Below are 22,690 nucleotides of genomic sequence, written 5' to 3'. Positions count from 1 at the left end.
CCCCAAAAAATGATGGCTGAGAACGGAGCGCTGGCAGGGCTCCTCGTGCTCGCTGTCGCGATCGCGATCATGCAGCCGGCGTTCCTCTCCGCGCAGAACCTGCTCAACGTCGGCGTACAGGCCGCAGTCATCGCGATCATGGCGTTCGGCATGACGTTCGTGGTGGTCGCGGGCGGCATCGACCTGTCGGTCGGCAGCATCGCCGCGCTGGCCGCCATGGTCGGCGCGCTCACCGCCGGTCCGGTCGGCCTGGTCGTCGGTGCGTTGTGCGGCCTCGTGAACGGCGCGTTGATCAGCTACGGCAAGCTGCCGCCGTTCATCGCGACGCTAGCCATGCTCAGCGTGGCGCGTGGTCTGACGCTGGTGTTCTCCGGAGGTCAGCCGCACGAGACCGACGCACTGGTCACGTTCCTCGGCTCGAACCTCGCGCCCAGCCTGCCGTTGCCGCTGCTGCTGATGCTGGCGTTCTTCGGCGTCACCGGCCTCATCCTCACCCGCACGAACCTCGGCCGCCGCATGTACGCGATCGGTGGCAACGAGGAGGCCGCGAAGCTCAGCGGCATCGACGTGCGCAAGCAGAAGCTCTGGATCTACGCCCTTTCCGGCCTGTTCGCCGCCGCCGCGGGCCTCGTGCTCGCGGGACGGCTCGGGTCCGCCGGTCCGCAGGCAGCGGTCGGTTACGAGCTCGACGCCATCGCCGCTGTCGTCATCGGTGGTGCGTCCTTGTCCGGTGGCGTTGGCCGCGCCACCGGGACGTTGGTCGGCGCACTTGTGCTCGCCGTCCTGCGCAACGGCCTCAACCTGCTGCAAGTTCCGCCCTTCTGGCAGCAGGTCGTCATCGGCGCGGTGATCGCTCTCGCCGCGTTGCTCGACTCACTTCGCCGTCGCTGAGAAATCCCGAACAGGTAAGGAAGACACCAATGAAGGTGACCCGACGGATCGCGCTGACGCTCGGTGCCGCTGCGCTGCTGGCGACCGGGTGCAGCGGAACAGGGGCGTCCGGAGGCAGCGGCATCACCGTCGGCCTCGCGGTGTCCACTTTGAACAACCCGTTCTTCGTGGAACTGCAGCAGGGCGCGCAGGAGATGGCGAACCAGCTCGGTGCCAAGCTGACCGTGGTCGACGCGCAGAACGACGCGACGAACCAGGTCAACCAGGTGCAGACGCTGGTGACCCAGGGCGTCAAGGCGATCATCCTCAACCCGGTCGACTCCAAGCAGGCCGCGCCCGCCGCCAAGGCCGCCGAGATGGCGAACATCCCGCTGATCTCGGTCGACCGCGCGGTCGAGGGCGGCAAGGTCGCCGCCGAGGTCGCCTCCAACAACGTGTCGGGCGGCAGCCTCGCTGCCATCGAGCTCGGCCGCGCCACCTCCGGCGAGGTCGCGCACCTCAAGGGCATCTCGGGCGCGTCGGCGTCGCGTGACCGCGGCCAGGGCTTCGAGCAGGGCCTGAACAGCGGCAACATCAAGGTCGTCGCCACGGCCGTCGCGGACTTCGACCGCGCCAAGGCCCTGAACGAGACCACCAACCTGCTGCAGGGTCACCCGAACATCAAGGGCATCTTCGCCGAGAACGACGAGATGGCGCTCGGTGCGATCAAGGCGCTCGGCGCCCGTGCCGGCAAGGACGTCATGGTCGTCGGCTTCGACGGCACGCCGGACGGTCTGAAGGCGATCCAGGACGGCACGCTCGTCGCGACCATCGCGCAGCAGCCCAAGCTGCTCGGCTCCAAGGCCGTCGAGCAGGCCGTGAAGGCGGCCAAGGGCGAGCCCGTCCAGCAGGTCGTGGACGTCGAGGTCAAGGTCATCACGAAGCAGAACGTGGCAGAGTTCATCAAGTAGCGCGGCAACTGGTCACATTCACCTGATCGAGAAGGCCTGCGAGCTGGTGATAGCTTTGGCGGTGCCGGTTGAGACGCTCAACCGGCCTACCGCCGGGCTGGCGGGATGTCAGGTCTGTGGAGCCTGTGTAAGACCGTGGGCGGTACACCGTCCCTCCGCTGGTAACCCAGGCGGCAATGGGCTGAGAAGCAGAAAGTTTCCAACCGCGAGGATGGATTGCCCCGGCCTCGGTCGTGGGTAGGAGGCCAACAAGTGACGAACACTCTGCTTGTCCTCGGGTCCGCCAACGCCGACCTCGTGGTCGAGGTCGGCAGGCGGCCCGCCGGCGGTGAGACCGTGCTCGGCGGCGACACCGTCGTGCTGCCCGGCGGCAAGGGCGCGAACACCGCCGTTGCCGCCGCTCGCGTCGGTGCCGGGGTTTCGCTCATCGGTGCTCTCGGCGGCGACGGGTACGGCGAGCTGCTGCGCGAGTCGCTTGAGTCGTCCGGTGTCGACACCAAGCTGGTGAAGACGTCCGCACGGCCGACCGGCATCGCCTACATCACCGTGACTCCGGACGGCGAGAACTCCATCGTCGTCTCCCCCGGCGCCAACGCCGACGTGTCACCGTCCGATGTGGACGCTGTCTCGTTCGACGGCGCGCAGGTAGTGACGTGTTCGCTGGAAGTGCCGCTGGAGACGGTGATCCACGCGATCGGCGTGGCAGCGAAGGTCGGCGTGCGGACCGTGCTGAACCTGTCGCCGGTCGCCGAACTGCCGGCGGAAACGCTGAGGCAGCTCACCGTGCTGATCGTGAACGAGCACGAGGCCGCGCAGCTCGCGCCCGACTTCCAGGGCTTGCTGCAGCTCGGCCCGCAGTCCGCGGTCGTCACGCTCGGCGCGCGCGGTGCGGCCGTTGTGACCGGGGAAGGCATCACGGAGGTGCCGTCGATCGAGGTCGCCGAGGTCGTGGACACGACCGGCGCCGGCGACGCGTTCGCGGGCGCGCTGTCCGCCCGGCTCGCCGAGGGCGACACGCTCGTCGACGCCGCGAAGTACGCGGCGAAGGTCGCCGCGCTTTCTGTCACGAAGGCGGGCGCGCAGCCGTCCTACCCGACCGCGGCCGAGGTCAGCGCGTCAGCGGCGGAATGACCTGCACCGGGTCGCCCTGCCCGGTGAAGTCGAAGACGGCGAGCTCCTCCTGGGTGCCCAGCTTGGCTTCCAGCCTGCGGAGCTTGCCGTCGGCGTCGAGCCAGTAGCGCAGCCGCGCGTCGGTCGCGTCCTTCTGCTTCGGGCCCTCGAAGACGTCGACGGCCGTGTCGCCGATCCGGTCCGAACGCAGCCAGCGCGCCGAGCTCTGCAGCAGCAGCTGGGCGTTCTCCGGCCGGTCCGAGCCCAGGTTCACCAGCAGCCGGAGCGCGCCGTCCAGTTCGGAGCCGCGTTCCCGCAGGTCCCTGACCTGCCAGTCGATCATCGGCACCGGGTCGACCGGCTTGGCCGACGGGTTCGTCGCGAACGCCATCCTGCCCAGGTTCCACTGCACCAGGCCCCGGGAGAACTCGTCGTCACGGCCGTCCGTGCGCATGCCCGCGTAGCCGAGGTGGTTCACGAAGTCGACCCGGCCGTCCAGCACGAGCTTTCCACCGGGCGACGGCACGGACGCGGTGAACGCCCTGATCCCGGTCGTGTAGTTGGAAAACCTGACCAGCGCCAGCCGTTCCGCCTCGGGGACCGACAGCGGCCGGGGGTCGGGCGTGGAGCTGCAGGCCGTCACCGCGAGGGCCAGCGCGAGAACCGTCTTCCTCACGACCGCACCGCCGCGCGGTCGTCGAACAGGTCCTCGGTCGGCACGCCGTACTTCTCCACGTTCGGTGCCTTGTCCGGCAACGGGCCGCTCGGCATGTCCGGCTGCAGCGGCGGTGCGGCGACCTGGTTGAACGGGATCCCGCGCGGTGCGGCGGGTTTCGGCAACGGGTCGCCGACGCCGCCGTAGCACTGGCCGTCGTCGAAACAGTTGTTCCTGCCGGGTGCGCGTTTCGTGGCCACGTACAGCACTTCCTGGCCGTTGCGGGTGATCACGTTGTCGTCGAACCGGTTGTCCAGCGGCGGCAGGTCCTCGCTGGACCCGAGCGCGATGCCGGCACCGGGGTTGCCGGTGATCAGGTTGCGGGACACCAGGTTCCGCGTACCGCCCGCGATGCCCACACCGAGCCCGAACGCGCCGTCGGCCTGCGCCGGTGAGAGCGCCTCGGAGTTGTCCGACACGAGGTTGCCGACGAACGTGGCGTCCTCCTGCGGGACGAACGCCTCCTGGTAGTCGGAGTTCGAGGTCATGCCGACGCGGTTGCCGCTGAACCTGTTGCCCAGCACGTACATCTGGCCGGACGCGTTCGTGCCCTCGTAGCCGACGGCGTTGCGCTCGGCGACGTTGCCGCGCACGACGATGTCGCACGGCTTGCACTGGCCGACGTAGAAACCGGAGTCCGCGCTGCCGCTCGCGTAGCTCTGCTCGATCACGCCGTGCTGTGCGTCGAACGCGTAGATGCCGTACAGCGCGTTGTTGCTGGCCGTCACGTACGAGACGCGGAAGCCCTGCAACGGCGGGAACTTCTGCGTGTCGAGCTTGGTGTAGCCGTTGCTGCCGCGGCCCATCCCGCCGTTCTCACTCAGTCCGGTGACGAGCACGCCGTTCAACGTGTGGTTGCGGACCGTCAGGTTCTGCACCGAGACGTCCGGGGCGGTGACGACGATCCCGTTGGCGCGCTTGACCTCGCCGTCGATGATCACGCTGCCGCGCTGGGTGCCCCTGATCGTGAGGCCCTTGGTCCTGACCTGCACCGACTCCTTGTAGACGCCGGGGGACACGATGATGGTCGCGCCCTCCTGCGCCGCGTCCACGGCGGCCTGGATGGTGGTCAGCTGCGCCGGGACGTTGATCTCGGGGCCGAGTTTCGGGTCCGCCGCCGGTGAACATCCGGCGACCAGGAGCAGAGCGGCAAAGGTGTACGGAGCGCGCACAGCCGGTCACCGTACTGCGCCGTTCGGCCTACTGTCACACTGCCCCTGTGGGCCAACTCTCACGACGCCGTCTGCTGTACGGCGCTGCTGCCATTGGGCTACTCGGCGGCTGCGGCTCGCCTGAACGGCAGCCGGGGGTCGTCACCCCGCAGCAGCGGCACGCCGACATCTCCGTGTGGGACGCGTCCTCGGTGCCGTCTGCGCAGGTCAGTTCGTCGGTCACGGTGACGTGGGGGCACGGGGTCGACGGGTTGCCGGAGTTCCCCGGCGACGCGGTCCAGCCGCAGGACCTGGGCGGAAAGCTGTTCCTGCAGATCTGCGGTGACGACCCCGGCGCAGTGCGAGATGCGGCCTTGAGGTTGCGGCCCGAGGGGCGGTTGCGGTGGCGTGAGCAGGGGTTCTGCAACCCCGACCGCACCAACGTGCTGGGCTTCCAGGACGGGATCGTCTTGCCGAAGACGCCGGAGGAGTTCGAGCGGGAGGTCTGGCTGCCGGACGGGTCGACCATCGCGGTCGTGCGCCGGATGAAGCTCGACGTCGCCGGGTTCACCGCGCTGCCGGTCAGCGAGCAGGAGCGGATCTTCGGACGGCGGAAGCACGACGCCGTGCCGTTGTCCGGTGGCGAGGAGGTCGATTTGTCGGCAAAGACCCCGGACGGCGAGTACGTCATCCCGGCCGACGCGCACGTCCGGCGCGCGCACCCGTTGACGGCGGGGGCAGGCCTGATGCTGCGCCGCTCCTACAACTACGCCGAGGGCCTGATCTTCATCTCCTTTCAGCGCGAGCTGCGGACGTTTGTGAACACGATGTATCGCATGACCGATGGCGACGCACTTTTGCGTTACGTCACGACCACCAGCTCAGCGGCGTTCCGCATCCCGCCCCTGGATTAGTCACACTGAGCTGTCGTCGGTTCCCGGTGGAAGGGTATGGTCTAGACCATGTCGAGCGCGCGGCTGAGCGGTGTCGGTGTCAGCAGCGGCCGGGCTTCCGGCCCCGTGGTGAGGGTCGCAGAGGCCCTGCCAGAACCTCCGCTGGGCCCGCGACCTGCGGATACAAAAGTAGAAGCCTCCCGGATCCGCCCGGCCACCGAGGTCGTGGCGCAGCGCCTGATGGAGCGCGCGAAGACCGTCGAGGGCGAGGCCCGCGCCGTGCTGGAGACGACGGCGGCGATGGCGGGCGACCCGTCCCTCATCAAATCGGCAGAGAAGCTCGTCGTCGACGAGTCGCTGCCCGCCGCCCGCGCGGTGCACCAGGCGGCGCAGAAGTTCGTCACGGCGCTGCAGGCCGCCGGTGGCTACATGGCCGAACGCGCCCGCGACGTCCAGGACGTCCGCGACCGCGTGGTCGCCGAGCTCCTGGGCCTGCCCGCGCCGGGCGTTCCCGACCTGGATTCGCCGTCCGTGCTGGTGGCGCGCGATCTGGCGCCCGCGGACACGGCAGGTCTCGACCCGTCGAAGGTCCTCGCCCTGGTCACCGAGGAGGGCGGCCCCACCTCTCACACCGCGATCCTCGCCCGTTCGCTGGGCATCCCGGCCGTCGTCGCCTGCCGTGGCGTGCTCGCGCTGGACGTTCCCGCTCTCGAAGTCGACGGCGACACCGGCCAGGTCCGCGAGTCGGACGGCAAGGTCCGTGCGGCCGGCACGGGCAAGAAGGCCACGTGGAACGGCGTGGGTGTGCTGAAGGACGGCCACCGCGTGAAGGTCCTCGGCAACGTGGGTTCGCCCGCGGACGCCGCCGCCGCTGCCGCCGCCGGTGCCGAGGGCGTCGGCCTGTTCCGCACGGAGTTCTGCTTCCTCGACGCCGCGGAGGAGCCGAGTGTTGCCGATCAGACTGCTGCGTATGCGGCTGTGCTGGCGCCGTTCAAGGGCAAGCCGGTCGTGGTGCGCACCCTCGACGCGGGCGCGGACAAGCCGCTGGCGTTTCTGAACCCGGACCCCGAGCCCAACCCGGCGCTCGGTGTGCGCGGTCTGCGCGTCGCCTTCGACCGCCCGGACGTCCTGGACCGCCAGCTCGAAGCCATCGCGGCCGCGGCAGCCGAGTCCGGTGCCGACGTCTCCGTCATGGCCCCGATGGTCGCCACCGCCGCCGAGGCCTCGTGGTTCGTCGCCCGTGCCCGCCAGGCGGGGATCAAGCGCGCCGGCGTGATGGTCGAGGTGCCGTCCGCCGCCCTGTCGGCGCGGGAGATCCTGCAGGTCGTCGACTTCATCTCGATCGGCACCAACGACCTGGCGCAGTACGTCTTCGCCGCCGACCGCCAGCTCGGTGGCGTGGCCGCGCTGAACGACCCGTGGCAGCCCGCGTTGCTGCGACTGATCGCGCAGGTCGGCGAGGCGGCCACGGCGGCGGGCAAGCAGATCGGCGTGTGCGGCGAGGCCGCGGCCGACCCGTTGCTCGCGTGCGTGCTCATCGGCATGGGCGTGACGTCGCTGTCGATGAACCACACGGCTCTGGCCGATGTCGGCGCCAAGCTCGCCACGTCCAGCATGGACATCTGCCAGCTCGCCGCCCGTGGCGCGCTCGCGGCGGGCGACCCGGCGACGGCGAAGCTAGCTGCGCGGGCTCCGCACTAGTCCGAGGAACGCCGACCACGCCTTGGCCGACACCGGCAGGTGCGTGGTCGGCGCCTTGCTGTCGCGGATACCGATGCCACGCCCAACCTCGACGCAGTCGCTTGAGTCCGCGCTGTAGGAACTCTTGCGCCAGCTCGACATGCGAACGCCTCCTCAGATCAACATGCTGGTGATCAGCTCCTTTGATTGTTCCGGATCCAATGCCTGCTGGTCGAGCAACTTCAGCACGCTGGAGTAGACGGCGAGCGATCTCGTGTCTTCGAGGAAGAGACCAGAGGTCTTGCCCTCGATGAAGATCACCGGATCGAACTTCTCATAGCTGAGCTGAAGGAACGACCCTGAGGTGCCTGCGTGCGCACCGATGGCGGTCGGCACGACTCGCAGGGTGATGTAGGAACGTTGTGCCATCCCGAGAAGATGGATGTATTGATCCTTCATGACGTCGGATCCACCCACTGGTAGACGAAGAGCCTGTTCGTGGAGGAAGAACACGAACGTACGGCTCGGGTGGAAGAGCTTGCGGCGTTCGAGCTTTGCGGCGATGACCTTCTCGTAGTCGATCGACTTGTTGCGAGCTTCCTGGTCGATGACTGCACGCATGTAGTCAGCGGTCTGAAGGTGGCCGGGAATGAGATTCGCCGACCAGACGGTGATCTCGTTGGCGAGCCGCTCCTGGTTGAGGAGAACAGGCACCTGGTCCGGTGGACCCTCGTCGGGAATCTTGAGGTAGCCGCTTTCGCGAGTCTCGTGGAACAGTCCGACGAGGTAGCGCACCTCGTCAGGGCTGACCCGGCAATACCCGAGCAGCTGCCTCAGATCGGCCTCGGTGATACCGCCTTTGCCTCGCACCAGGTCGGAGAGCTTCGCTTCGTCCCAGCCGAGTGCTTCTGCGAGTTTGCGGTGGGTGAGCCCTGTCTGTTCGATCGCGCGCCGGACGCCTTCGCCGAACTCGCGTCCGACCACACTGGACTTTCGTCGTGGCATGGAGATGAAGCTAGGAGTGCTGCTCCCCTTCGCTCCATTGTTTCCGCCCGAATATCCCTGAAGGAAGTAGTTTTTGGAGCCGGTACAAGTCCTACCTTTGTGCCACTAAGTGGAGTTCATCAAGCACATTGCGCATCAACGGATGGTCTTCCGTTCCTCTGCGTATGGCCGCAACAACGCGCCTGAGTGGTGGTGTTCCGGCGACTGGCACGCCACGGACGGCATTCCGCGGTGCCAACGCCACCCCGGCCCCGGCCGCCACCAACGCCTGGATCGCGCGGAAGTCGTCAGAGGTGTGGCGGATCCGCGGTGCGAACCCCGCCTGCGCACACGCCATCTCCACGACGTCGCGCAGCGGGTTGCCGGGCAGCGTCACGACCCAGTCCTCGTCGGCCAGCGCCGCCAGGTCGACCGGTCCGCCGACGAGCGCGTGTCCCGGCGGCAGCACCACGTCGAAAGGCTCGGTGTAGAGCGGAAACGTGGTGAAGCGGTCAGTCGACCGGTGTTCCTCGGTGATCGCCACGTCGATCTCGCCGTCCAGCAGCAGCCGCACACTCTCGTGCCCCTCGGCGTCGCGCACGGACAGTTCGATCGACCGTTCCCGCAACACCGCCAGCGCGGGCGCCACGACCTGGGTGATCGCCGACGCGAACGCCGCGATCGCCACCCGTCCGGCGGTGCCGGAGGCGAGAGCGTCCAAAGTGGCCTGTGCGCGTTCCAGTTCCGCCGCAACGACATTGGCGTGCGCGACGAGCAGTTCACCCGCGGGAGTGAGCGACACCCTCCGTCCTTTTCGGAGCAACAGCGGGTGACCGGCCTCCGACTCCAGGGCCGCGAGCTGCTGCGACACCGCTGACGGCGTGAGGTGCAGCGCAGCAGCTGCGGCCGTCACCGTGCCGTGGTCGGCGAGTGCGCGCAGAACGCGGAGGCGTCGTGGGTCGATCACCCGCTCATGATGAGGGTTCACGCGCCACAGCAGCCATGCGGCGCAGCTCCGCCGCGGCCGCCCACATCGCTTGCCGGGCGTGCCGGTCGCAGGCCAGGAACGAAGCGAACCCGTGCACCAACCCGTCGTGGTGCAGGTGGGTCACCTCGACGCCGGCGGCCCTCAGCCGGTCGGCGTACTCGGTCCCCTCGTCCCGGAACAGGTCGAACCCTCCGGTCACCACGCAGGTCGGTGGCAGGCCGCGGAAGTCGGGAGAGCGCAGCGGCGAGGCGTACGGCTCGAGCAGCCGCGTGAGGTCCTGGGTGTAGCAGGCCCGGTACCAGTCGACCACCTCGCTGTTGAGGAAGAACCCGCTGCCGAAGAGCTGTCGCGACCGGTGCTCGCTCAGCCCGTCGACGGCGGGGTAGAGCATCAGGTTGAAGGCGGGCTTCGGCACCGCTTCGTCGACGCACCGCTGCGCCACGACGGCCGAGAGCGCTCCGCCCGCGCTGTCGCCGCCGACCCCCACCACCCCGTCGACGCCGCCGAAGTGCTCAGCGTTCGAGGCGATGTGCCGGAACGCCGCGTAGGTGTCCTCGACTCCGGCCGGGTAGGGATGTTCCGGGGCCAGGGCGTACTCGACGGCCACGACCCGCACGCCACCATGCTCGCTGAGGAAACGGCAGATCCCGTCGTGGCTGGTCAGGCTGCCCAGCACGAAGCCGCCACCGTGGAAGAACACCAGCAGCGGAAGCGGACCGGACGCACCGGGAGGGCTGTACACCCGCGCCGGAATCGGGCCGTGCGCACCGTTCACGACGGTGTCGCGCACCTGCACGTCCCGCCCGACACCGGCGAGCAGCACGGACGACGCGATGTCGAAGTCCCTGCGCACCGCCACCAGGTCGGGCACCACGTTCGGCGCGGCCCTCGGCACGGCCCGTTCCAGCGCGATCAGCAGTTGAGCGGTGGGGCTCAGCTGCGCCCCCTCGACCTGGACTGGTGCGCCGACGATCGCGCGGATCACCCGGTCGGGCAGGCGCAACGCGGCCGCCACCCCGAGCGTGGCCATGCGCAGGGCGACCCGCTGCCGTGAACTCGTGGACACGATCTGATCGTCCACCGCCCGCGAAACCGGGTGTGTCCATCTTCGAACGTTTGCGGAACGATTTCCGCGTACCTCGGACGGACCGATCACCGCTCGATGATGGGGGATTCCACCTCGCCGTTCACGGTGACGTTCTGAGGCACGATCGGGTCGATGCCGGCCTTGTCCAGCAGGAGGTACACCTCGGTGGCGATGGGCGTGCCGCGTGGCAGGCCGTGCTGGGGCGTGGTGATCACGTCCGACTTGGAGTGCGGCAGGCCGGTCTCCGCCTTGAGCCACAGCTGGGTTTCGACGTCGGAGAACTGGAACGTCGGCGGTGCGGGGATCGCCACGCCGACGATGCGCCCCTCGGGCCGGTCCACGTCCGGGAGGGAATGCGCGCCGTCGAGGTTCTTGAGCAGCTCGAACGCCGCCCGTCGTTGTTCGTCGCGCACGTTCGCGCTCATCAACCCCATGGCGAGAGACGCGGTCTTGTACGTGTCCTTCCCGCTGATGGTCTCCAACGCGTTCTTCAGCTCCACCGGGTCGGCGGGCAGTGACTCGAACGAGTCGAATCGTGCGTTGCTGTGCAGGGACATCTGGAATCCGGCGACGTTCGTCTTCTGCACGGCAGGCTTCATCGGGCCGATGCGCACCGAGCGGCTCCCACCGACCTGTGGAGCTGTCGCCGGCTTGCCCGCTGCTTCCCACTTGGCGGTGTCGTCATTGGAATAGGGCATCACCTCGCCGTCCTTCTGGACGACCGTGACTTGCGTGTCGGCGGTCAGCCACTGGTCGGTCTTGGAGTGGAAGCGCACGGTGTACGGGTTCGCCGGGTCGCCCACGATCATCAGCGACGTCTGTTCCGTCAGCACGTGCCACCACGACGCGGGCGCGGCAGGCTGCACCGGCTGGGTGGGCTTCGGCAGCAGGACGACCACGAGTGCGATCACCGCCGCCGCGACCAGCAACGGAGTGAACCGCCTCAGGGACCGCAGCCGGACAGATCGCGGCCGCGGCAGTGCGGTGATGCGCGCGAGGTCGCGTTCCATGCGCTCGGGGTCGACCTCCGGCGTGGGCGGCTTGACCCGAGCCAGGTCCTTCATCAGGTCTTCCATGACTCCCTCGCACGGTCGGAGTTCGATGTCGAGAGAGCCGCCTGCAACCGTCGCCGGGCCCGGTGCAGTCGCACGAAGAACGTCGACGTCGTGCAGCCGAGCACCTGCGCAGCCTCGGCCGCGCCCAGACCGTGCCACGCGATCAGCGTGAGCACCTCCTGGTCGGCCTCGGACAGACCGGCCAGCGCTGCCCGCAGCTCGATGAACGCGAAGTCGTCGTCAGCCGGAACGTCCGCGAGCTCGTAATGCGTGGTTTGGCGGCGGGCCGCGCGCACCAGGTTGCGGGCGATGCCGAGCAGCCACGGCAACGCGTTCGACGGCATCTTGTCGAGCTTGCGCCAGGCGATCGTGAAGGTCTCGCTGGTGATGTCCTCCGCACGCTGTGCACCCGCATGGCTCGCGGCATAGGCGAGCACGCGCGGGTAACACTCGCGGTAGACAGCCGTGAAGTCCTCCACGATCGCCCCTCCCTCTTCACGAGGTACTGCGCGAATCGCCAGGATTCTTACCGTTGTGTGTCGTGGGTCACATCTTGGCGCGAGCGGCGACGAACGCGTCGACCGCCCGGTTCACGTCCTCCGTGGTGTGCGCGGCCGACATCTGCGTGCGGATGCGCGCCTTGCCGTGCGGCACCACCGGGTACGAGAAGCCGATCACGTAGATGCCCTGCTCCAGCAGCAGATCGGCCAGCCGGCCCGCCTCGGCCGCGTCGCCGATCATCACCGGGATGATCGGGTGCTCGCCGGGCAGCAGATCGAAGCCCTCCTCGGTCATCCGCCTGCGGAAGAGCTCCGTGTTCTCCCTGAGCCGGGTGAGCAGCTCGGACGAGCTCGACAGCAGGTCCAGCGCGGCGATCGCGGCCGCGGTGATCGACGGCGCGAGCGAGTTCGAGAACAGATACGGACGCGAGCGCTGGCGGAGCAGTTCGATGATCTCCGCGCGGCCGGACGTGTAACCGCCGGACGCACCGCCCAGCGCCTTGCCCAGCGTGCCGGTCACGATGTCGACGCGGTCCTGCACGCCGAAGAGCTCGGGGGTCCCGCGGCCGGTCGGGCCGGTGAAGCCGACGGCGTGCGAGTCGTCGACCATGACCAGCGCGTTGTACCGCTCGGCCAGATCGCAGATCTCGTCCAACGGCGCGAGGTAACCGTCCATCGAGAAGACGCCGTCGGTCGCGATCAGCCGGTAGCGCGCGTCGGCCGCGTCCTTGAGCTGGCGCTCCAGGTCGTCCATGTCGCGGTTCTTGTAGCGGTAGCGCTTCGCCTTGCTGAGCCGCACGCCGTCGATGATCGACGCGTGGTTCAGCTCGTCGGAGATGATCGCGTCCTCCGCGCCGAGCAGCGTCTCGAACAGGCCGCCGTTCGCGTCGAAGCACGAGCTGTAGAGAATCGTGTCGTCGGTGCCGAGGAACTCGCTGAGCTTGCGCTCCAGTTCCTTGTGCGGCTCCTGCGTGCCGCAGATGAACCGCACGGACGCCATGCCGAAGCCCCACTTGTCCAGCGCGTCCTTCGCGGCCTCGATCAGGCGCGGGTGGTCGGCGAGGCCGAGGTAGTTGTTGGCGCAGAAGTTCAGCACCTCGGCACCCTCGCCGACCCGCACGGCGGCCTTCTGCGGCGTGGCGATGACGCGTTCGGACTTGTAGAGCCCGGCCTCCCTGATCTCCTCGATCGTCCTGCGGAGGTCGTTCTTCAGCTCGCCGTACATCAGGCTCCCGTCCAGTCGAGGATGACCTTGCCGCACTTGCCTTCGCGCGCGGTGGCGAACGCCTCCGCGTGCTGCGTGTGGTCGTACCGGTGCGTGATGACCGGTGCGAGGTCGAGGCCGCGCTGCAGCAGCACGGTCATCGAGTACCAGGTCTCGAACATCTCGCGGCCGTAGATCCCCTTGATGTGCAGCATCTTCAGCACGACGCTGCTCCAGTCGACGGGGAACTCCTCCGCGGGCAGCCCCAGCATCGCGATGCGACCGCCGTGCGCCATGTTCGCGATCATGCTCTGGAGCGCCGACGGCTTCCCGGACATCTCCATGCCGACGTCGAAGCCCTCTGCCATGCCGAGCTCGTGCTGGGCCTGCTCGATCGTCTTCTCGGCGACGTTCACCGTGAGGTCGACACCGACCTTGCGCGCGAGGTCCAGCCGGTGCTCGGAGACGTCGGTGATCACGACGTTGCGCGCACCCGCGTGCTTCGCGACGGCGGCGGCCATGATGCCGATCGGCCCGGCACCGGTGATGATCACGTCCTCGCCGATGACGGGGAAGCTCAACGCGGTGTGCACGGCGTTGCCGAACGGGTCGAAGATCGCGGCCACGTCCAGGTCGACGGGCGTGCGGTGCACCCACGCGTTCTGCTCGGGCAGCACGACGTACTGCGCGAACGCCCCGTTGGAGTGCACACCGAGCCCACGCGTGTTGGCGCACAGGTGCCGACGGCCGGCCTTGCAGTTGCGGCACGTCCCGCACACGAGATGGCCTTCGCCGCTGACCAGGTCACCGACCTTCACGCCGGTCACGGAGGCGCCTGTCTCCACGACCTCGCCGACGAACTCGTGCCCGAGAACCAGCGGCGCCTTGATGTTCTGGGCCGCCCAGTCGTCCCACGAGTCGATGTGCAGGTCGGTACCGCAGATGCCGGTGCGCAGGACCTTCACGACCACGTCGGTGGGTCCCGGTGTGGGGTCGGGGACGTCGGTCAGTTCGAGGCCAGGCCCAGCGGCGACCTTGACGAGAGCCTTCATGCGGGAAGTCTCACCCTTTGCTGCTTGTGCAGTCCATCAGGACTTTCTGAAGTTCTTGTGCAGCTCAGCTTCATTGGCGATGTTGCGCACCATGCCGCCGAACACAACGCCGTGGAACGGCCAGACCACCGCCCAGTAGAGGTGTCCGGCGAGCCCTTTGGGCACGAACACGGCGCGTTGGCGGTAAGTGGACCCGCCCCGCTCACCGTCCGCCACTCGAATGCGGTGGCGCACCGTCTCGTGCACCTGCACGTCGGCGCGGCCGCAGCAGCCGGGAGCGTTCGACTCCGGCCTTGCGTTCCCGCTCGTCCAAGTGCGCGGAGCCGCTGATCCAGGCGTGGTCAGTCGGCAGCAGACCATCCAGCTCGCCCGGCACCGACGTGCCCGACCAGCGATCTCCCCGCGGCGTCGCGGACCTGGGCCAGTGCGAACTCCACGGCCTCGTCGTAGCCGAGGTTTTCGCCGGGCAGCACCTTCTCCACATCGCGCTCGCGGCACACCACCTCGTGGATCAACGATTCGATCAACGCCCCCGCCATCGACCCGGCCACCGGCGTCACCAGGAACACCCAGTACGCGGACAGGTGCGGAGTCAGCAGCGGCACCGGCAGCACCAATCGTTTGCGCAGACCGGCGACCAGCGCATACCGCTGAATCATCTCCAGGTACGTGAGCGCGTCCGGTCCGCCGATGTCGAACGTCCGGTTCGCGTCCACCGTCGTCGCGCCGACCAGGTACCGCAGCACGTCCCTGACCGCGATCGGCTGGATCCGGTTGTGCACCCACCGCGGCGTGACCATGACCGGCAGCCGTTCGGTGAGGTACCGCAGCATCTCGAACGACGCCGACCCGGACCCGATGATCACCGCGGCCTGGAGCACCACGGCGGGCACCGACGACCGCAGGAACACCTCACCGACCTCCTTGCGGGAGGCCAGGTGAGGCGAAAGGTCGCCGGCCGGATGAAGTCCGCCCAGGTAGACGATTCGGTGCACCCCGACGCGTTCCGCTGCTCGCGCGGTGTTCTCCGCGGCTTTCCGGTCGGCGTCCGCGAAGTCCTTCGAGTGCAACGAGTGCACGAGGTAGTGCACGACCTCGATGTCCCGCATGGCCTCGTCGAGGTCGCCGAGCACGTCACCGCGCACGATCTCGACGTCAGCGGCCCACGGGACGTCGCGCAGCTTCTCCGGCGACCGCACCAGGCAGCGCACCCGGTGGCCTTCCGCCAGCAGCCTGGGCACGAGCCGTCCGCCGAGGTAGCCGGTCGCACCGGTCACGAGACACCGCATGCCCCGATCCTGCGCGCCACGACGTGCGGCCGCAGATCAGCGCTTGCGCTTGATCACCACGCTTCCGCCGCGCACCGAGCCCCTGACCTGGAAGTGCGGGCTGCCGACGGCGGTGTGGACCTTGTCCTTCAGCTCGCCCGCGGTGATCTCCACGGCGTCGACGTTGACCGACGACCCGGCGGGCAGCACGAGCTTCACCGACCCCAGCGACACGTCGAGGTCGACGTTGACCACCGGCGGCACCTCGGCCGCGGTGAAGTCGAGGTTCGTGGTGCCGAGCGTGTTGCGGATGACGAGTTCACGCGGCACGACCCAGTGGCCCTTGCGGACCGTCGTGCCCATCGTGTTCTTCAGCTCGGTGCGCGCGTTGGCCAGCTCGGTGTTGACCATGCCGGGCAGGTCGATCAGCACCGCGTTCAGATCGGCCCTGGTCACGGCGGCGAGAGCGGTGTCCGTCCGCGTCGTGAACTCGTCGAGCGTGATCATGCCGCGGCCCACCGCCTTGTTCAGCAGGCTGACGACGTGCTCACGTTCCGGATCGGACACGCGTAACTCTCTCGGGTCTGTCATTTCTCTGCCTCCGGTTCGCTGTCGAGACCGTGCTCGATGGCATAACGCGCCAGCTCCACCCGGTTGTGCAGTTGAAGTTTCCGCAAAGTCGACTGGACGTGGTTCTCGACCGTGCGGTGGGAGATCACCAGGCGGTTCGCGATCTGTCGTGCGGTCAGGCCCTTGGCCACCAACCGGAGTACCTCGGTCTCCCGGTCGGTCAGCTGCGGCTTCTCGTCGGAGCCGTCCGGTGCGGCGGCCATCCGCCGGTACTCGCCGAGCACCAGCCCGGCCAGGCCCGCGGTGAACACGGCGTCGCCCGCCGCGGTGCGGGTCACGGCCTCGACCAGTTCGTCCGCCGACGCCGACTTCACGAGGTAGCCGGACGCGCCCGCCTTCACGGCCTGCAGCACGTCGTCGTGCTCGCCGGACGCGGACAGCACCAGCACGCGCGTCTCCGGCAGCTCGCCGGTGATCAGCAGGGTGGCGTCGACGCCGGAGAGTTCACCGAGGTTGAGGTCCATCAGCACGACGTCGGGCCGCACCGCCTTCGCGATGCGCACCGCCGAGGCGGCGTCACCCGCGGTCGCCACGACCTCGAAGCCCCGCTCCGCCAGGTCACGTGCGACGCCTTCGCGCCACATCGGGTGGTCGTCCACGACCATCACCGAGACCGTCATCTTGCCGCCCCCTTCCTGAACACCCGAACCTCCCACTCCGTGCCCTCCCCCGGCCCGGTCTGGAGTTCCAGCGTGCCGCCGAGTGACTCGACCCGGCCTTTGATCGACTTCTCGATGCCCATCCTGCCTTCCGCGGCAGCGGACGCGATCCGGCCTTCCGGGATGCCGGGACCATCGTCCCTGACGCTCAGCACGATTTCCTCTCCGAGGTCCTCGAGCAGCACCCACGCCCGTGCGTCCTCACCGGCGTGCTTGTCCACGTTGGACAGTGCTTCGCGGACGAGCGAGGTGAGTTCGACCGCGGTGGTGGCGGTGAGCATGACCTGGGTGGCCGGAGTGGACACCTGGACCTTCGGAGTGGCCAGCAGCTGCAGGCCGGGGCGCAGGTCGATCTCTCCGTCCACAGTGGAGTCGGTGGGAGCGGCGGCCACCAGGTTGCGCAACGCGACCTCCTGCTCGCCCGCGAGCTTGGCCAGTTCCGCGGCCTCACCGCCGACCTCCAGCCCGCGCTTGCGCACTCGGGCGAGCACCTGCAGCACGCTGTCGTGGATCGAGCGGGCGAGCCGTTCCCGTTCCGCCGTCGCCGCTTCCGTGCGCAACGCCTGGGCGAGCCGCACCGCGGAACGCCGCGCCGTGGCCGACGCCATGCCGACGACCATGCCCGCGCCCGCGAGCAGCACCACGTCGCGCAGCAGGTCGAGACTCGGCACGCCCTTGGACAGGTAGGTGAAGAGGCCGACGGTCAGTCCACCGGCGAAACCCGCGGCCGCCCCGCCGAGCGCCCCCAGCGCGACCGCGGGCACGCACGCCCAGATCGTGGTGATCAGCGGCACGTTCAGCGTCAGCAGCTGGTGATCGGACATGATCAGCTGCGACAGCGACATGAGTCCGCACGTCAGCGCGAGGTCGATCAGCACGATCGGCCAGCGCCTGCCCCACGTGGTGCTGTAGGCGCGGCTGGTGAAAACGGACCACAGCGCCATCACGCCGAGCGTCGTCCACGCGAGCCAGGGCCGGATGTACTCGGATTGGTTCGCGATCACGTTCGCCGCCGCGAAGAGAAATGTGACTATGCGTAGCGCAATCGTCCCGCGCCACAGCGGCGTGGCCGGGTCGTCGATCGCCTTCGTCACACGTTCGGCAGGCAGTTTGGGCACGCTGTGCTCCTTTCAGGCAACATCCTGCCGCGTGAACGTGCGCTGGCTAACCCCCAGGTGGCCGTCTTCTGCCGAACGGAGGAATGTGCGACGCTCTCCGGGTTCGGGGCAGCGCTCCCGGTTGGGGGGAGGGCAATACAGGTGCGGGACTGGCCGGTGTGGACTTTGCGGCGGCCTGCGCTCTGCTACTGGGTGATCATCGACATCGCCGCACTGGCGATCGTCACCTACGCGATCATCTCCACCCCCACCCCGTCACCCACCGAGATCGGCCGCTTCGCCGCCATCGCGGGCACGGCGGGCGCGGTGATCATCGGCAGCTCGATCTACAGCCACCGGCTCGGCGAGACCGAGCGCAACCCGTGGGCGGCACATCTCTCCTACCTGACGGGCGGCATCCTCGCCCTGCCCCCGAACCTGTTGGTCCTGCTGCTCTTCGGCCCTGCCCTGCACTGCCTGCTGGCGCAGCGCCCCGAGACCTACCGCTGGCTGTTCACCCTCAGCGCCACGACGCTGGCCGTCTTCGCCACCCGCTTCCTGCTCGGCTGGTCGAACCCGCGCGCCAGCCTCGTGGTCATGGTGCTCGGCGCCGTGGTCCTGCTGACCCTGCGCGCGGCCCTGATCGCGTACGGCCTGAAGCTCCGCCGCCCCACCGCCACCTTCGAGGAGAACGTCGGCGAACCCATCGACGTCATCCTCGGCATCGTCGCGGTGTCGATCGGCGGCCTGATGGGGTGCGTGGCCGAGAACAACGCCATCCACGTCCTGATCGCCGGACCGTCACTGGCCCTGCTGGAACGCGCCGCCCAGCTCCCGCAGTGGCGCCGCTCGGCCCAGCGCGACGCCAAGACGGGCCTCGCCAACGCCGTGCACTGGGACAGCCGCGCCCGCTACGAACTGACCAAGGGCGCGAGCCGCGCCCGTCCCATGGCCGTGATGCTGCTCGACCTCGACCACTTCAAGAAGGTCAACGACGAGGTGGGCCACCTCGCCGGCGACGCCGCCCTCGCCGCGATCTCGTTGCTGCTGCGCGGCACCGTTCGCCGCGGCGACCTCGTGGGCAGGTTCGGCGGCGAGGAGTTCGTCGTCCTGCTGCCGGACGCCACGCCGGACGAGGCGGAGTCGGTGGCGGAACGGGTGCGCAAGGCCGTGGCGGCGCTGCGGGTGCCGACGATGGCGACCGACGGCAAGCCGCACGAGCTGCGCGGGCTGACTGTGTCGATCGGGGTGGCCACGACCACGCGCTTCGGTTACGAGCTGCCCGACCTGCTGGTGGCGGCCGACGCGGCGTTGCTCGCGGCCAAGGCGTACGGCCGCAACCTGGTGTCGATGGCCTAGAGCTCCTCGACGCGTTCGCTCCTGTCGTCCTTCGGCGCGGTGTCCTGCGGGTTCAGCACGTCGACCTTCTCCGGGTCCTCCTGGGCGTCGGCGTCCGACACCAGCGACCGGATCCCGGAGTTCAGCACCGCCAGCAACGGCACCGCGAGCAACGCCCCGGCGATGCCGCCCACGACCAACCCGCCCGCGATCGCGATCACGACCGCCAACGGGTGGAGCTTCACCGCGCGGCCCAGCAACAAGGGCTGCAGCACGTGCGACTCCAGCTGCATCACGCCGATGAGCACCGCGAGCACCACCAGCGCGGCGATCGGTCCGTTGGTAACCAACGCGATCAACACGGCCACAGCGCCCGTGAACACCGCACCGACGATCGGGATGAACGCGCCGAGGAACACCAACGCCGACAGAGGCACCACCAACGGCACCCCGATGATCGCCAGCCCGATGCCGACGCCCACGGCGTCCACGACCGCGACAGCTGCCGTCGCGCGCACATAAGAAACGAGAGAGCCAAATCCTCGGCGACCGGCCACGTCCACACGTGCGCGCACGTCGCGAGGGACCGCACGGATCACAAACCGCCAGATGCCGTCACCGTCGTGCAGGAAGAAGATGAGCGTGAACAGCGCGAGCAGCAGCCCGGTCAGCACCTCGCCGAGGGTCGCGGCGGTGGTCAGCGCACCGGACGTGATCTCAGCCTGGTTCTCCTTGATCGTCTTCACGATCTCGTTGATGTAGTTCTGCAGCTGCGCGTCGGACAGGTGCGCCGGCCCGTCCTTCAGCCACTTCTGGATCGTGTCGAGCGACGCAGCCACCTGGGTCTGCAGCTCGGGAAGGCCGCGGGAGAACTCGCTGATCACGAACGTCAGCACGCCGCCGAGCACGCCGATGCCGAGGATCATCATCACCGTCGTCGCCACGCCGCGCGGCACCCGCCACTCGACGAGCTTCGCCACGCCGGGCGAGAGCAGGGCGGCGAGCAGGAGCGCGATTGCGACCGGGATCACGATCGAGGCGAGGAAGCCCAGCACGTACGCGACCACGTACAACGCGGCCACCACAACGACGAACCGCCAGCTCAGCGCGGCACTCACCCGCAGCAGCAGTGGAACGCGGCTGCTGATCTCCGACTCCCGTGCGCTCACATGCCTCACGTTAACTGTTCGGACCCTGGCGAACGCGGAACCTGATAGGGATGATCCGTTCGTCAGGGGAGGACGAAGTGATCAAGCCGGAAGACTTGACCGAGGTCGAGCGCCAGGTCGCCGGGGCCTATGCGGGTGGCACCGAGTTCGACCTGACCGGACAGAGCGTCCGCGGCGAGGTGCTCACCGGACTGCTGACCGGCATGTACCGCGTACCGCGCAAGGGATTGCCCGCGCTGCGGCTGCGAAACGCGCGGATCACCGGGAGGTTCGAGCTCGAGGGCACCCGCGTGACGCGCGTGATCGACCTCACCCACTGCACGTTCGAGGAACCGCTCGACCTCCGCATGGCCCGCCTCATCGGGCTCAGGCTCCGCGGCACCCGCGTGCCCGGCCTGCAGGGCCGCAACCTCCGCGTCTTCAGCGACCTCGTCCTCGAGGCCGGTTTCACCTGCAACGGCACGGTCGACCTCACCGACGCCGCGGTCGACGGCACCCTCCGGCTGGCCGGCGCGGTCCTGCGCAGCGACACGTCCCACGCGCTGCTCGGCGCCCGGCTCCGGGTGAGCGGGTCCGTCCAGGCCATCGCGATGCGCGCCAACGGAGAGGTCCGGCTCCGGGGTTCCACGATCGGCGGCAGCGTGCACCTGGGCGGCGCGCGGCTGATCAACACCGGTCGTGACGCGCTGGACGCGTCCGGCATCGTCGTCGCGGGCAACGTCTTCTGCAACGCCGAGGGCGGCCGGTTCACCGCGGACGGCCGGGTGCTGTTCGACGGCGCGCGGGTCGGCGGCAACCTCGAGTTCACCGGTGCCCGCCTGCACTCCACGCACCGCGTCGACAACCAGGTGCTGGTCCTGCCGCACGGATCGGCCGACGAGGCCGCGACGCTCGTGGCCGACCGCATCCGGGTCGAGGGCAACGTCGAGCTGGACGACGGCTTCACGAGCACCGGCACCGTCCGGCTGCCCAACGCGAGCGTCGGCGGATACCTCCGGTTGTCGGGCGCGGTCATCGGGCCGAGGGAGGTGGCGGAGGAGCTCGCCGGTGACGTCACGAACCGCATCCCCGTGGCCCTGCACGCGGACGGCATGCAGGTTCGCGGCGACGTCGAGGCACGCAGCGCGGTCAACGGCGCGGGCGTCCGGTCGCACGCGTTGCAGACCTACGGCCAGGTCCGGCTGTCCAACGCGCACATCCAGGGCAGCGCGAGCATGTCCGGGGTCTCGTTGCACGGGCCCGGCATCGACGTCCTGTTCGCCGACCGCCTGGAGATCGGCGGCACGCTCTTCCTGCGCGAGCTCAGGGCGAAGGGGTCGATCCGCCTGCAGAACGCGAACATCGGCTCCACATTGGACATGTCAGGGGCCGAGCTGACGCTGCCGCGGCTGCGCCCCAACGGCACGCAGAAGCCGTCGCTCGACGCCCGTGCCATCACGATCGGCAAGGACCTCCTGTGCAGCCGCGGGTTCACCGCGGTCGGCGGCGTGCGGCTCCGGCTGGGCGAGGTCGGCAAGATGGCGACGTTCAGCGACTCGCACCTCGGCTCGACGTCCGCGGACATCGCGCTCAACGCGTACGGCCTCACCGTGCACCAGTTCCGCCTGCACATCCCCGCGGGCCAGCAGCCCAAGGGCAAGGTGGTGCTGAGCAGGCTCAAGGCGGTGTCGGTCACCGACGGGCCTGGGCTGTGGGACGCGGAGGGCGGCGTCGCCGTCGACGACTTCGAGTTCGCCGGCATCACCGCCGATCCCGAGGTGCCGGTCGAGACGCGGTTGAAGTGGCTGCTCAAGGTGCAGCCCGACTTCGCGCCGGGACCGTACGAGCAGCTCGCCGCCGTCTACCAGCAGGGCGGTGAGGAGGAGCTCGCGCAGAAGGTCCAGCTGGAGAAGCAACGGCGGCGCTACTCCGAGCTCGGTCGTGCCGGGCGCGTCTGGGGCGCGGTGCAGCGGTGGACCGTCGGCTACGGCTACCGGCCGTGGCTCGCCATCTGCTGGCTCGGCGTGTTCTGGCTGGGCGGCGCGCTCTGGTTCAACTGGCACCCGATGGTCAAGCTCAACTCCGACGAGGACCCGGTGTGGAACGCCTGGTTGCTGTCCCTCGACCTGCTGCTGCCGATAGTCGACTTCGGCCACGACGGGAAATGGCAGTTCACCGGTGTCTCGCAATGGATTTCCGGGCTGCTCGTCGCCGTCGGCTGGGTGCTCGCGTCGACCGCGGCTGCCGGTGCGGCGCGGGTGCTGAAACGGGTGTGATCTCGCCGGGGGAG

General features: G+C 69.0%; 23 protein-coding genes. 7 read left to right on the top strand and 16 right to left on the bottom strand.

Going from position 1 to position 22,690, the window contains the following annotated elements; genetic code table 11:
- The first annotated feature begins 9 nt into the window (after positions 1-9).
- The 3 genes from IEZ09_RS05310 to IEZ09_RS05300 all read left to right on the top strand — a co-directional run bounded on the left by IEZ09_RS05310 (position 10) and on the right by IEZ09_RS05300 (position 2,972).
- Positions 10-891 (top strand): ABC transporter permease, encoded by an 882-nt coding sequence (locus IEZ09_RS05310; protein WP_229812259.1) that lies wholly within the window; start codon positions 10-12, stop codon positions 889-891.
- Between the two features lie 29 nt (positions 892-920).
- Positions 921-1,841 carry a substrate-binding domain-containing protein gene (locus IEZ09_RS05305; protein ID WP_189252427.1) on the top strand — a complete coding sequence of 307 codons (921 nt, stop codon included), beginning with the start codon at positions 921-923 and terminating at the stop codon, positions 1,839-1,841.
- Between the two features lie 252 nt (positions 1,842-2,093).
- Positions 2,094-2,972: a ribokinase gene (locus IEZ09_RS05300; RefSeq protein ID WP_189252426.1), complete on the top strand. Its 879-nt coding sequence runs from the start codon at positions 2,094-2,096 to the stop codon at positions 2,970-2,972.
- On the opposite strand, the gene IEZ09_RS05295 is transcribed toward IEZ09_RS05300, so the two are convergent.
- Together IEZ09_RS05295 and IEZ09_RS05290 are read right to left on the bottom strand one after the other, a co-directional pair.
- Positions 2,950-3,627, bottom strand: coding sequence for a hypothetical protein (locus IEZ09_RS05295; RefSeq protein WP_189252425.1), 678 nt, complete (start codon positions 3,625-3,627; stop codon positions 2,950-2,952). The genes IEZ09_RS05300 and IEZ09_RS05295 overlap by 23 nt on opposite strands.
- Positions 3,624-4,838, bottom strand: coding sequence for a right-handed parallel beta-helix repeat-containing protein (locus IEZ09_RS05290; protein ID WP_229812258.1), 1,215 nt, complete (start codon positions 4,836-4,838; stop codon positions 3,624-3,626). Before IEZ09_RS05290 ends, IEZ09_RS05295 begins: the two co-directional genes overlap by 4 nt.
- Positions 4,839-4,885: 47 nt before the next feature.
- Here IEZ09_RS05290 and IEZ09_RS05285 point away from each other — a divergent pair, with 47 nt between their 5' ends.
- Positions 4,886-5,731 (top strand): Dyp-type peroxidase, encoded by an 846-nt coding sequence (locus tag IEZ09_RS05285; protein ID WP_189252424.1) that lies wholly within the window; start codon positions 4,886-4,888, stop codon positions 5,729-5,731.
- Between the two features lie 48 nt (positions 5,732-5,779).
- Entirely contained in the window at positions 5,780-7,411 is a 1,632-nt protein-coding gene (gene ptsP / locus IEZ09_RS05280) for a phosphoenolpyruvate--protein phosphotransferase (protein WP_189252423.1), read from the top strand.
- Here ptsP and IEZ09_RS05275 read toward each other — a convergent pair.
- From IEZ09_RS05275 to macS, 13 genes are all read right to left on the bottom strand, one after another.
- A complete protein-coding gene (locus tag IEZ09_RS05275; protein ID WP_189252422.1) occupies positions 7,388-7,552 on the bottom strand; it encodes a DUF397 domain-containing protein in 165 nt (54 codons plus the stop codon). The genes ptsP and IEZ09_RS05275 overlap by 24 nt on opposite strands.
- 12 nt (positions 7,553-7,564) lie before the next feature.
- Complete coding sequence (locus IEZ09_RS05270; protein ID WP_189252421.1) at positions 7,565-8,395, bottom strand: helix-turn-helix domain-containing protein; 831 nt, start codon at positions 8,393-8,395, stop codon at positions 7,565-7,567.
- A 91-nt stretch (positions 8,396-8,486) separates the two neighbouring features.
- Positions 8,487-9,341 carry a LysR family transcriptional regulator gene (locus IEZ09_RS05265; protein ID WP_189252420.1) on the bottom strand — a complete coding sequence of 285 codons (855 nt, stop codon included), beginning with the start codon at positions 9,339-9,341 and terminating at the stop codon, positions 8,487-8,489.
- 4 nt (positions 9,342-9,345) lie between these two features.
- Complete coding sequence (locus tag IEZ09_RS05260; protein WP_189252419.1) at positions 9,346-10,428, bottom strand: alpha/beta hydrolase; 1,083 nt, start codon at positions 10,426-10,428, stop codon at positions 9,346-9,348.
- A gap of 86 nt (positions 10,429-10,514) precedes the next feature.
- Complete coding sequence (locus tag IEZ09_RS05255) at positions 10,515-11,525, bottom strand: hypothetical protein (protein WP_189252418.1); 1,011 nt, start codon at positions 11,523-11,525, stop codon at positions 10,515-10,517.
- Positions 11,513-11,983, bottom strand: coding sequence for an RNA polymerase sigma factor (locus IEZ09_RS05250; protein WP_229812257.1), 471 nt, complete (start codon positions 11,981-11,983; stop codon positions 11,513-11,515). The genes IEZ09_RS05255 and IEZ09_RS05250 overlap by 13 nt, the downstream gene beginning before the upstream one ends.
- Before the next feature lie 67 nt (positions 11,984-12,050).
- Positions 12,051-13,229: a glycine C-acetyltransferase gene (locus tag IEZ09_RS05245; RefSeq protein WP_189252417.1), complete on the bottom strand. Its 1,179-nt coding sequence runs from the start codon at positions 13,227-13,229 to the stop codon at positions 12,051-12,053.
- Positions 13,229-14,260 carry an L-threonine 3-dehydrogenase gene (tdh, locus tag IEZ09_RS05240; protein WP_189252416.1) on the bottom strand — a complete coding sequence of 344 codons (1,032 nt, stop codon included), beginning with the start codon at positions 14,258-14,260 and terminating at the stop codon, positions 13,229-13,231. Before tdh ends, IEZ09_RS05245 begins: the two co-directional genes overlap by 1 nt.
- Before the next feature lie 36 nt (positions 14,261-14,296).
- On the bottom strand, positions 14,297-14,506 hold the full coding sequence (locus IEZ09_RS46220; protein ID WP_370467640.1) for a DUF2867 domain-containing protein: 210 nt from the start codon (positions 14,504-14,506) through the stop codon (positions 14,297-14,299).
- Between the two features lie 95 nt (positions 14,507-14,601).
- Complete coding sequence (locus tag IEZ09_RS05235) at positions 14,602-15,549, bottom strand: NAD(P)H-binding protein (protein WP_370467639.1); 948 nt, start codon at positions 15,547-15,549, stop codon at positions 14,602-14,604.
- Positions 15,550-15,585: 36 nt separating this feature from the next.
- Positions 15,586-16,095 carry a DUF1707 SHOCT-like domain-containing protein gene (locus IEZ09_RS05230; protein ID WP_229812256.1) on the bottom strand — a complete coding sequence of 170 codons (510 nt, stop codon included), beginning with the start codon at positions 16,093-16,095 and terminating at the stop codon, positions 15,586-15,588.
- Between the two features lie 20 nt (positions 16,096-16,115).
- Positions 16,116-16,778: a response regulator gene (locus tag IEZ09_RS05225; protein WP_189252414.1), complete on the bottom strand. Its 663-nt coding sequence runs from the start codon at positions 16,776-16,778 to the stop codon at positions 16,116-16,118.
- The gene (gene macS / locus IEZ09_RS05220) at positions 16,775-17,935 is read right to left on the bottom strand and encodes a MacS family sensor histidine kinase (RefSeq protein WP_229812255.1); all 1,161 of its coding nucleotides are present in this window, start codon (positions 17,933-17,935) and stop codon (positions 16,775-16,777) included. Before macS ends, IEZ09_RS05225 begins: the two co-directional genes overlap by 4 nt.
- Before the next feature lie 141 nt (positions 17,936-18,076).
- Here macS and IEZ09_RS05215 point away from each other — a divergent pair, with 141 nt between their 5' ends.
- Positions 18,077-19,273, top strand: a complete 1,197-nt coding sequence (locus tag IEZ09_RS05215; protein ID WP_189252413.1) for a GGDEF domain-containing protein — start codon at positions 18,077-18,079, stop codon at positions 19,271-19,273.
- On the opposite strand, the gene IEZ09_RS05210 is transcribed toward IEZ09_RS05215, so the two are convergent.
- The gene (locus IEZ09_RS05210; protein WP_189252412.1) at positions 19,270-20,421 is read right to left on the bottom strand and encodes an AI-2E family transporter; all 1,152 of its coding nucleotides are present in this window, start codon (positions 20,419-20,421) and stop codon (positions 19,270-19,272) included. The two genes, IEZ09_RS05215 and IEZ09_RS05210, sit on opposite strands and share 4 nt — an antisense overlap.
- Before the next feature lie 77 nt (positions 20,422-20,498).
- Here IEZ09_RS05210 and IEZ09_RS05205 point away from each other — a divergent pair, with 77 nt between their 5' ends.
- The gene (locus IEZ09_RS05205; RefSeq protein ID WP_229812254.1) at positions 20,499-22,676 is read left to right on the top strand and encodes a translocation/assembly module TamB domain-containing protein; all 2,178 of its coding nucleotides are present in this window, start codon (positions 20,499-20,501) and stop codon (positions 22,674-22,676) included.
- The last annotated feature ends 14 nt before the right edge of the window (positions 22,677-22,690 follow it).

The sequence above is a fragment of the Lentzea flava genome, from assembly GCF_014648475.1.
GTDB classification, from domain to species: Bacteria; Actinomycetota; Actinomycetes; order Mycobacteriales; family Pseudonocardiaceae; genus Lentzea; species Lentzea flava.
The sequence above is the reverse complement of the archived record's forward strand: the minus strand, read 5'-3'. Positions and strand labels throughout refer to the sequence as shown.

Bases quoted from the DNA above. Each gene is read 5' to 3' on its own strand.
- IEZ09_RS05310 (WP_229812259.1), top strand. From the start codon at position 10: ATGATGGCTGAGAACGGAGCGCTGGCAGGGCTCCTCGTGCTCGCTGTC.
- IEZ09_RS05305 (WP_189252427.1), top strand. From the start codon at position 921: ATGAAGGTGACCCGACGGATCGCGCTGACGCTCGGTGCCGCTGCGCTG.
- ptsP (WP_189252423.1), top strand. From the start codon at position 5,780: ATGTCGAGCGCGCGGCTGAGCGGTGTCGGTGTCAGCAGCGGCCGGGCT.
- IEZ09_RS05275 (WP_189252422.1), bottom strand. From the start codon at position 7,552: ATGTCGAGCTGGCGCAAGAGTTCCTACAGCGCGGACTCAAGCGACTGC.
- IEZ09_RS05270 (WP_189252421.1), bottom strand. From the start codon at position 8,395: ATGCCACGACGAAAGTCCAGTGTGGTCGGACGCGAGTTCGGCGAAGGC.
- IEZ09_RS05255 (WP_189252418.1), bottom strand. From the start codon at position 11,525: ATGGAAGACCTGATGAAGGACCTGGCTCGGGTCAAGCCGCCCACGCCG.
- IEZ09_RS05245 (WP_189252417.1), bottom strand. From the start codon at position 13,229: ATGTACGGCGAGCTGAAGAACGACCTCCGCAGGACGATCGAGGAGATC.
- tdh (WP_189252416.1), bottom strand. From the start codon at position 14,260: ATGAAGGCTCTCGTCAAGGTCGCCGCTGGGCCTGGCCTCGAACTGACC.
- IEZ09_RS05235 (WP_370467639.1), bottom strand. From the start codon at position 15,549: ATGCGGTGTCTCGTGACCGGTGCGACCGGCTACCTCGGCGGACGGCTC.
- IEZ09_RS05225 (WP_189252414.1), bottom strand. From the start codon at position 16,778: ATGACGGTCTCGGTGATGGTCGTGGACGACCACCCGATGTGGCGCGAA.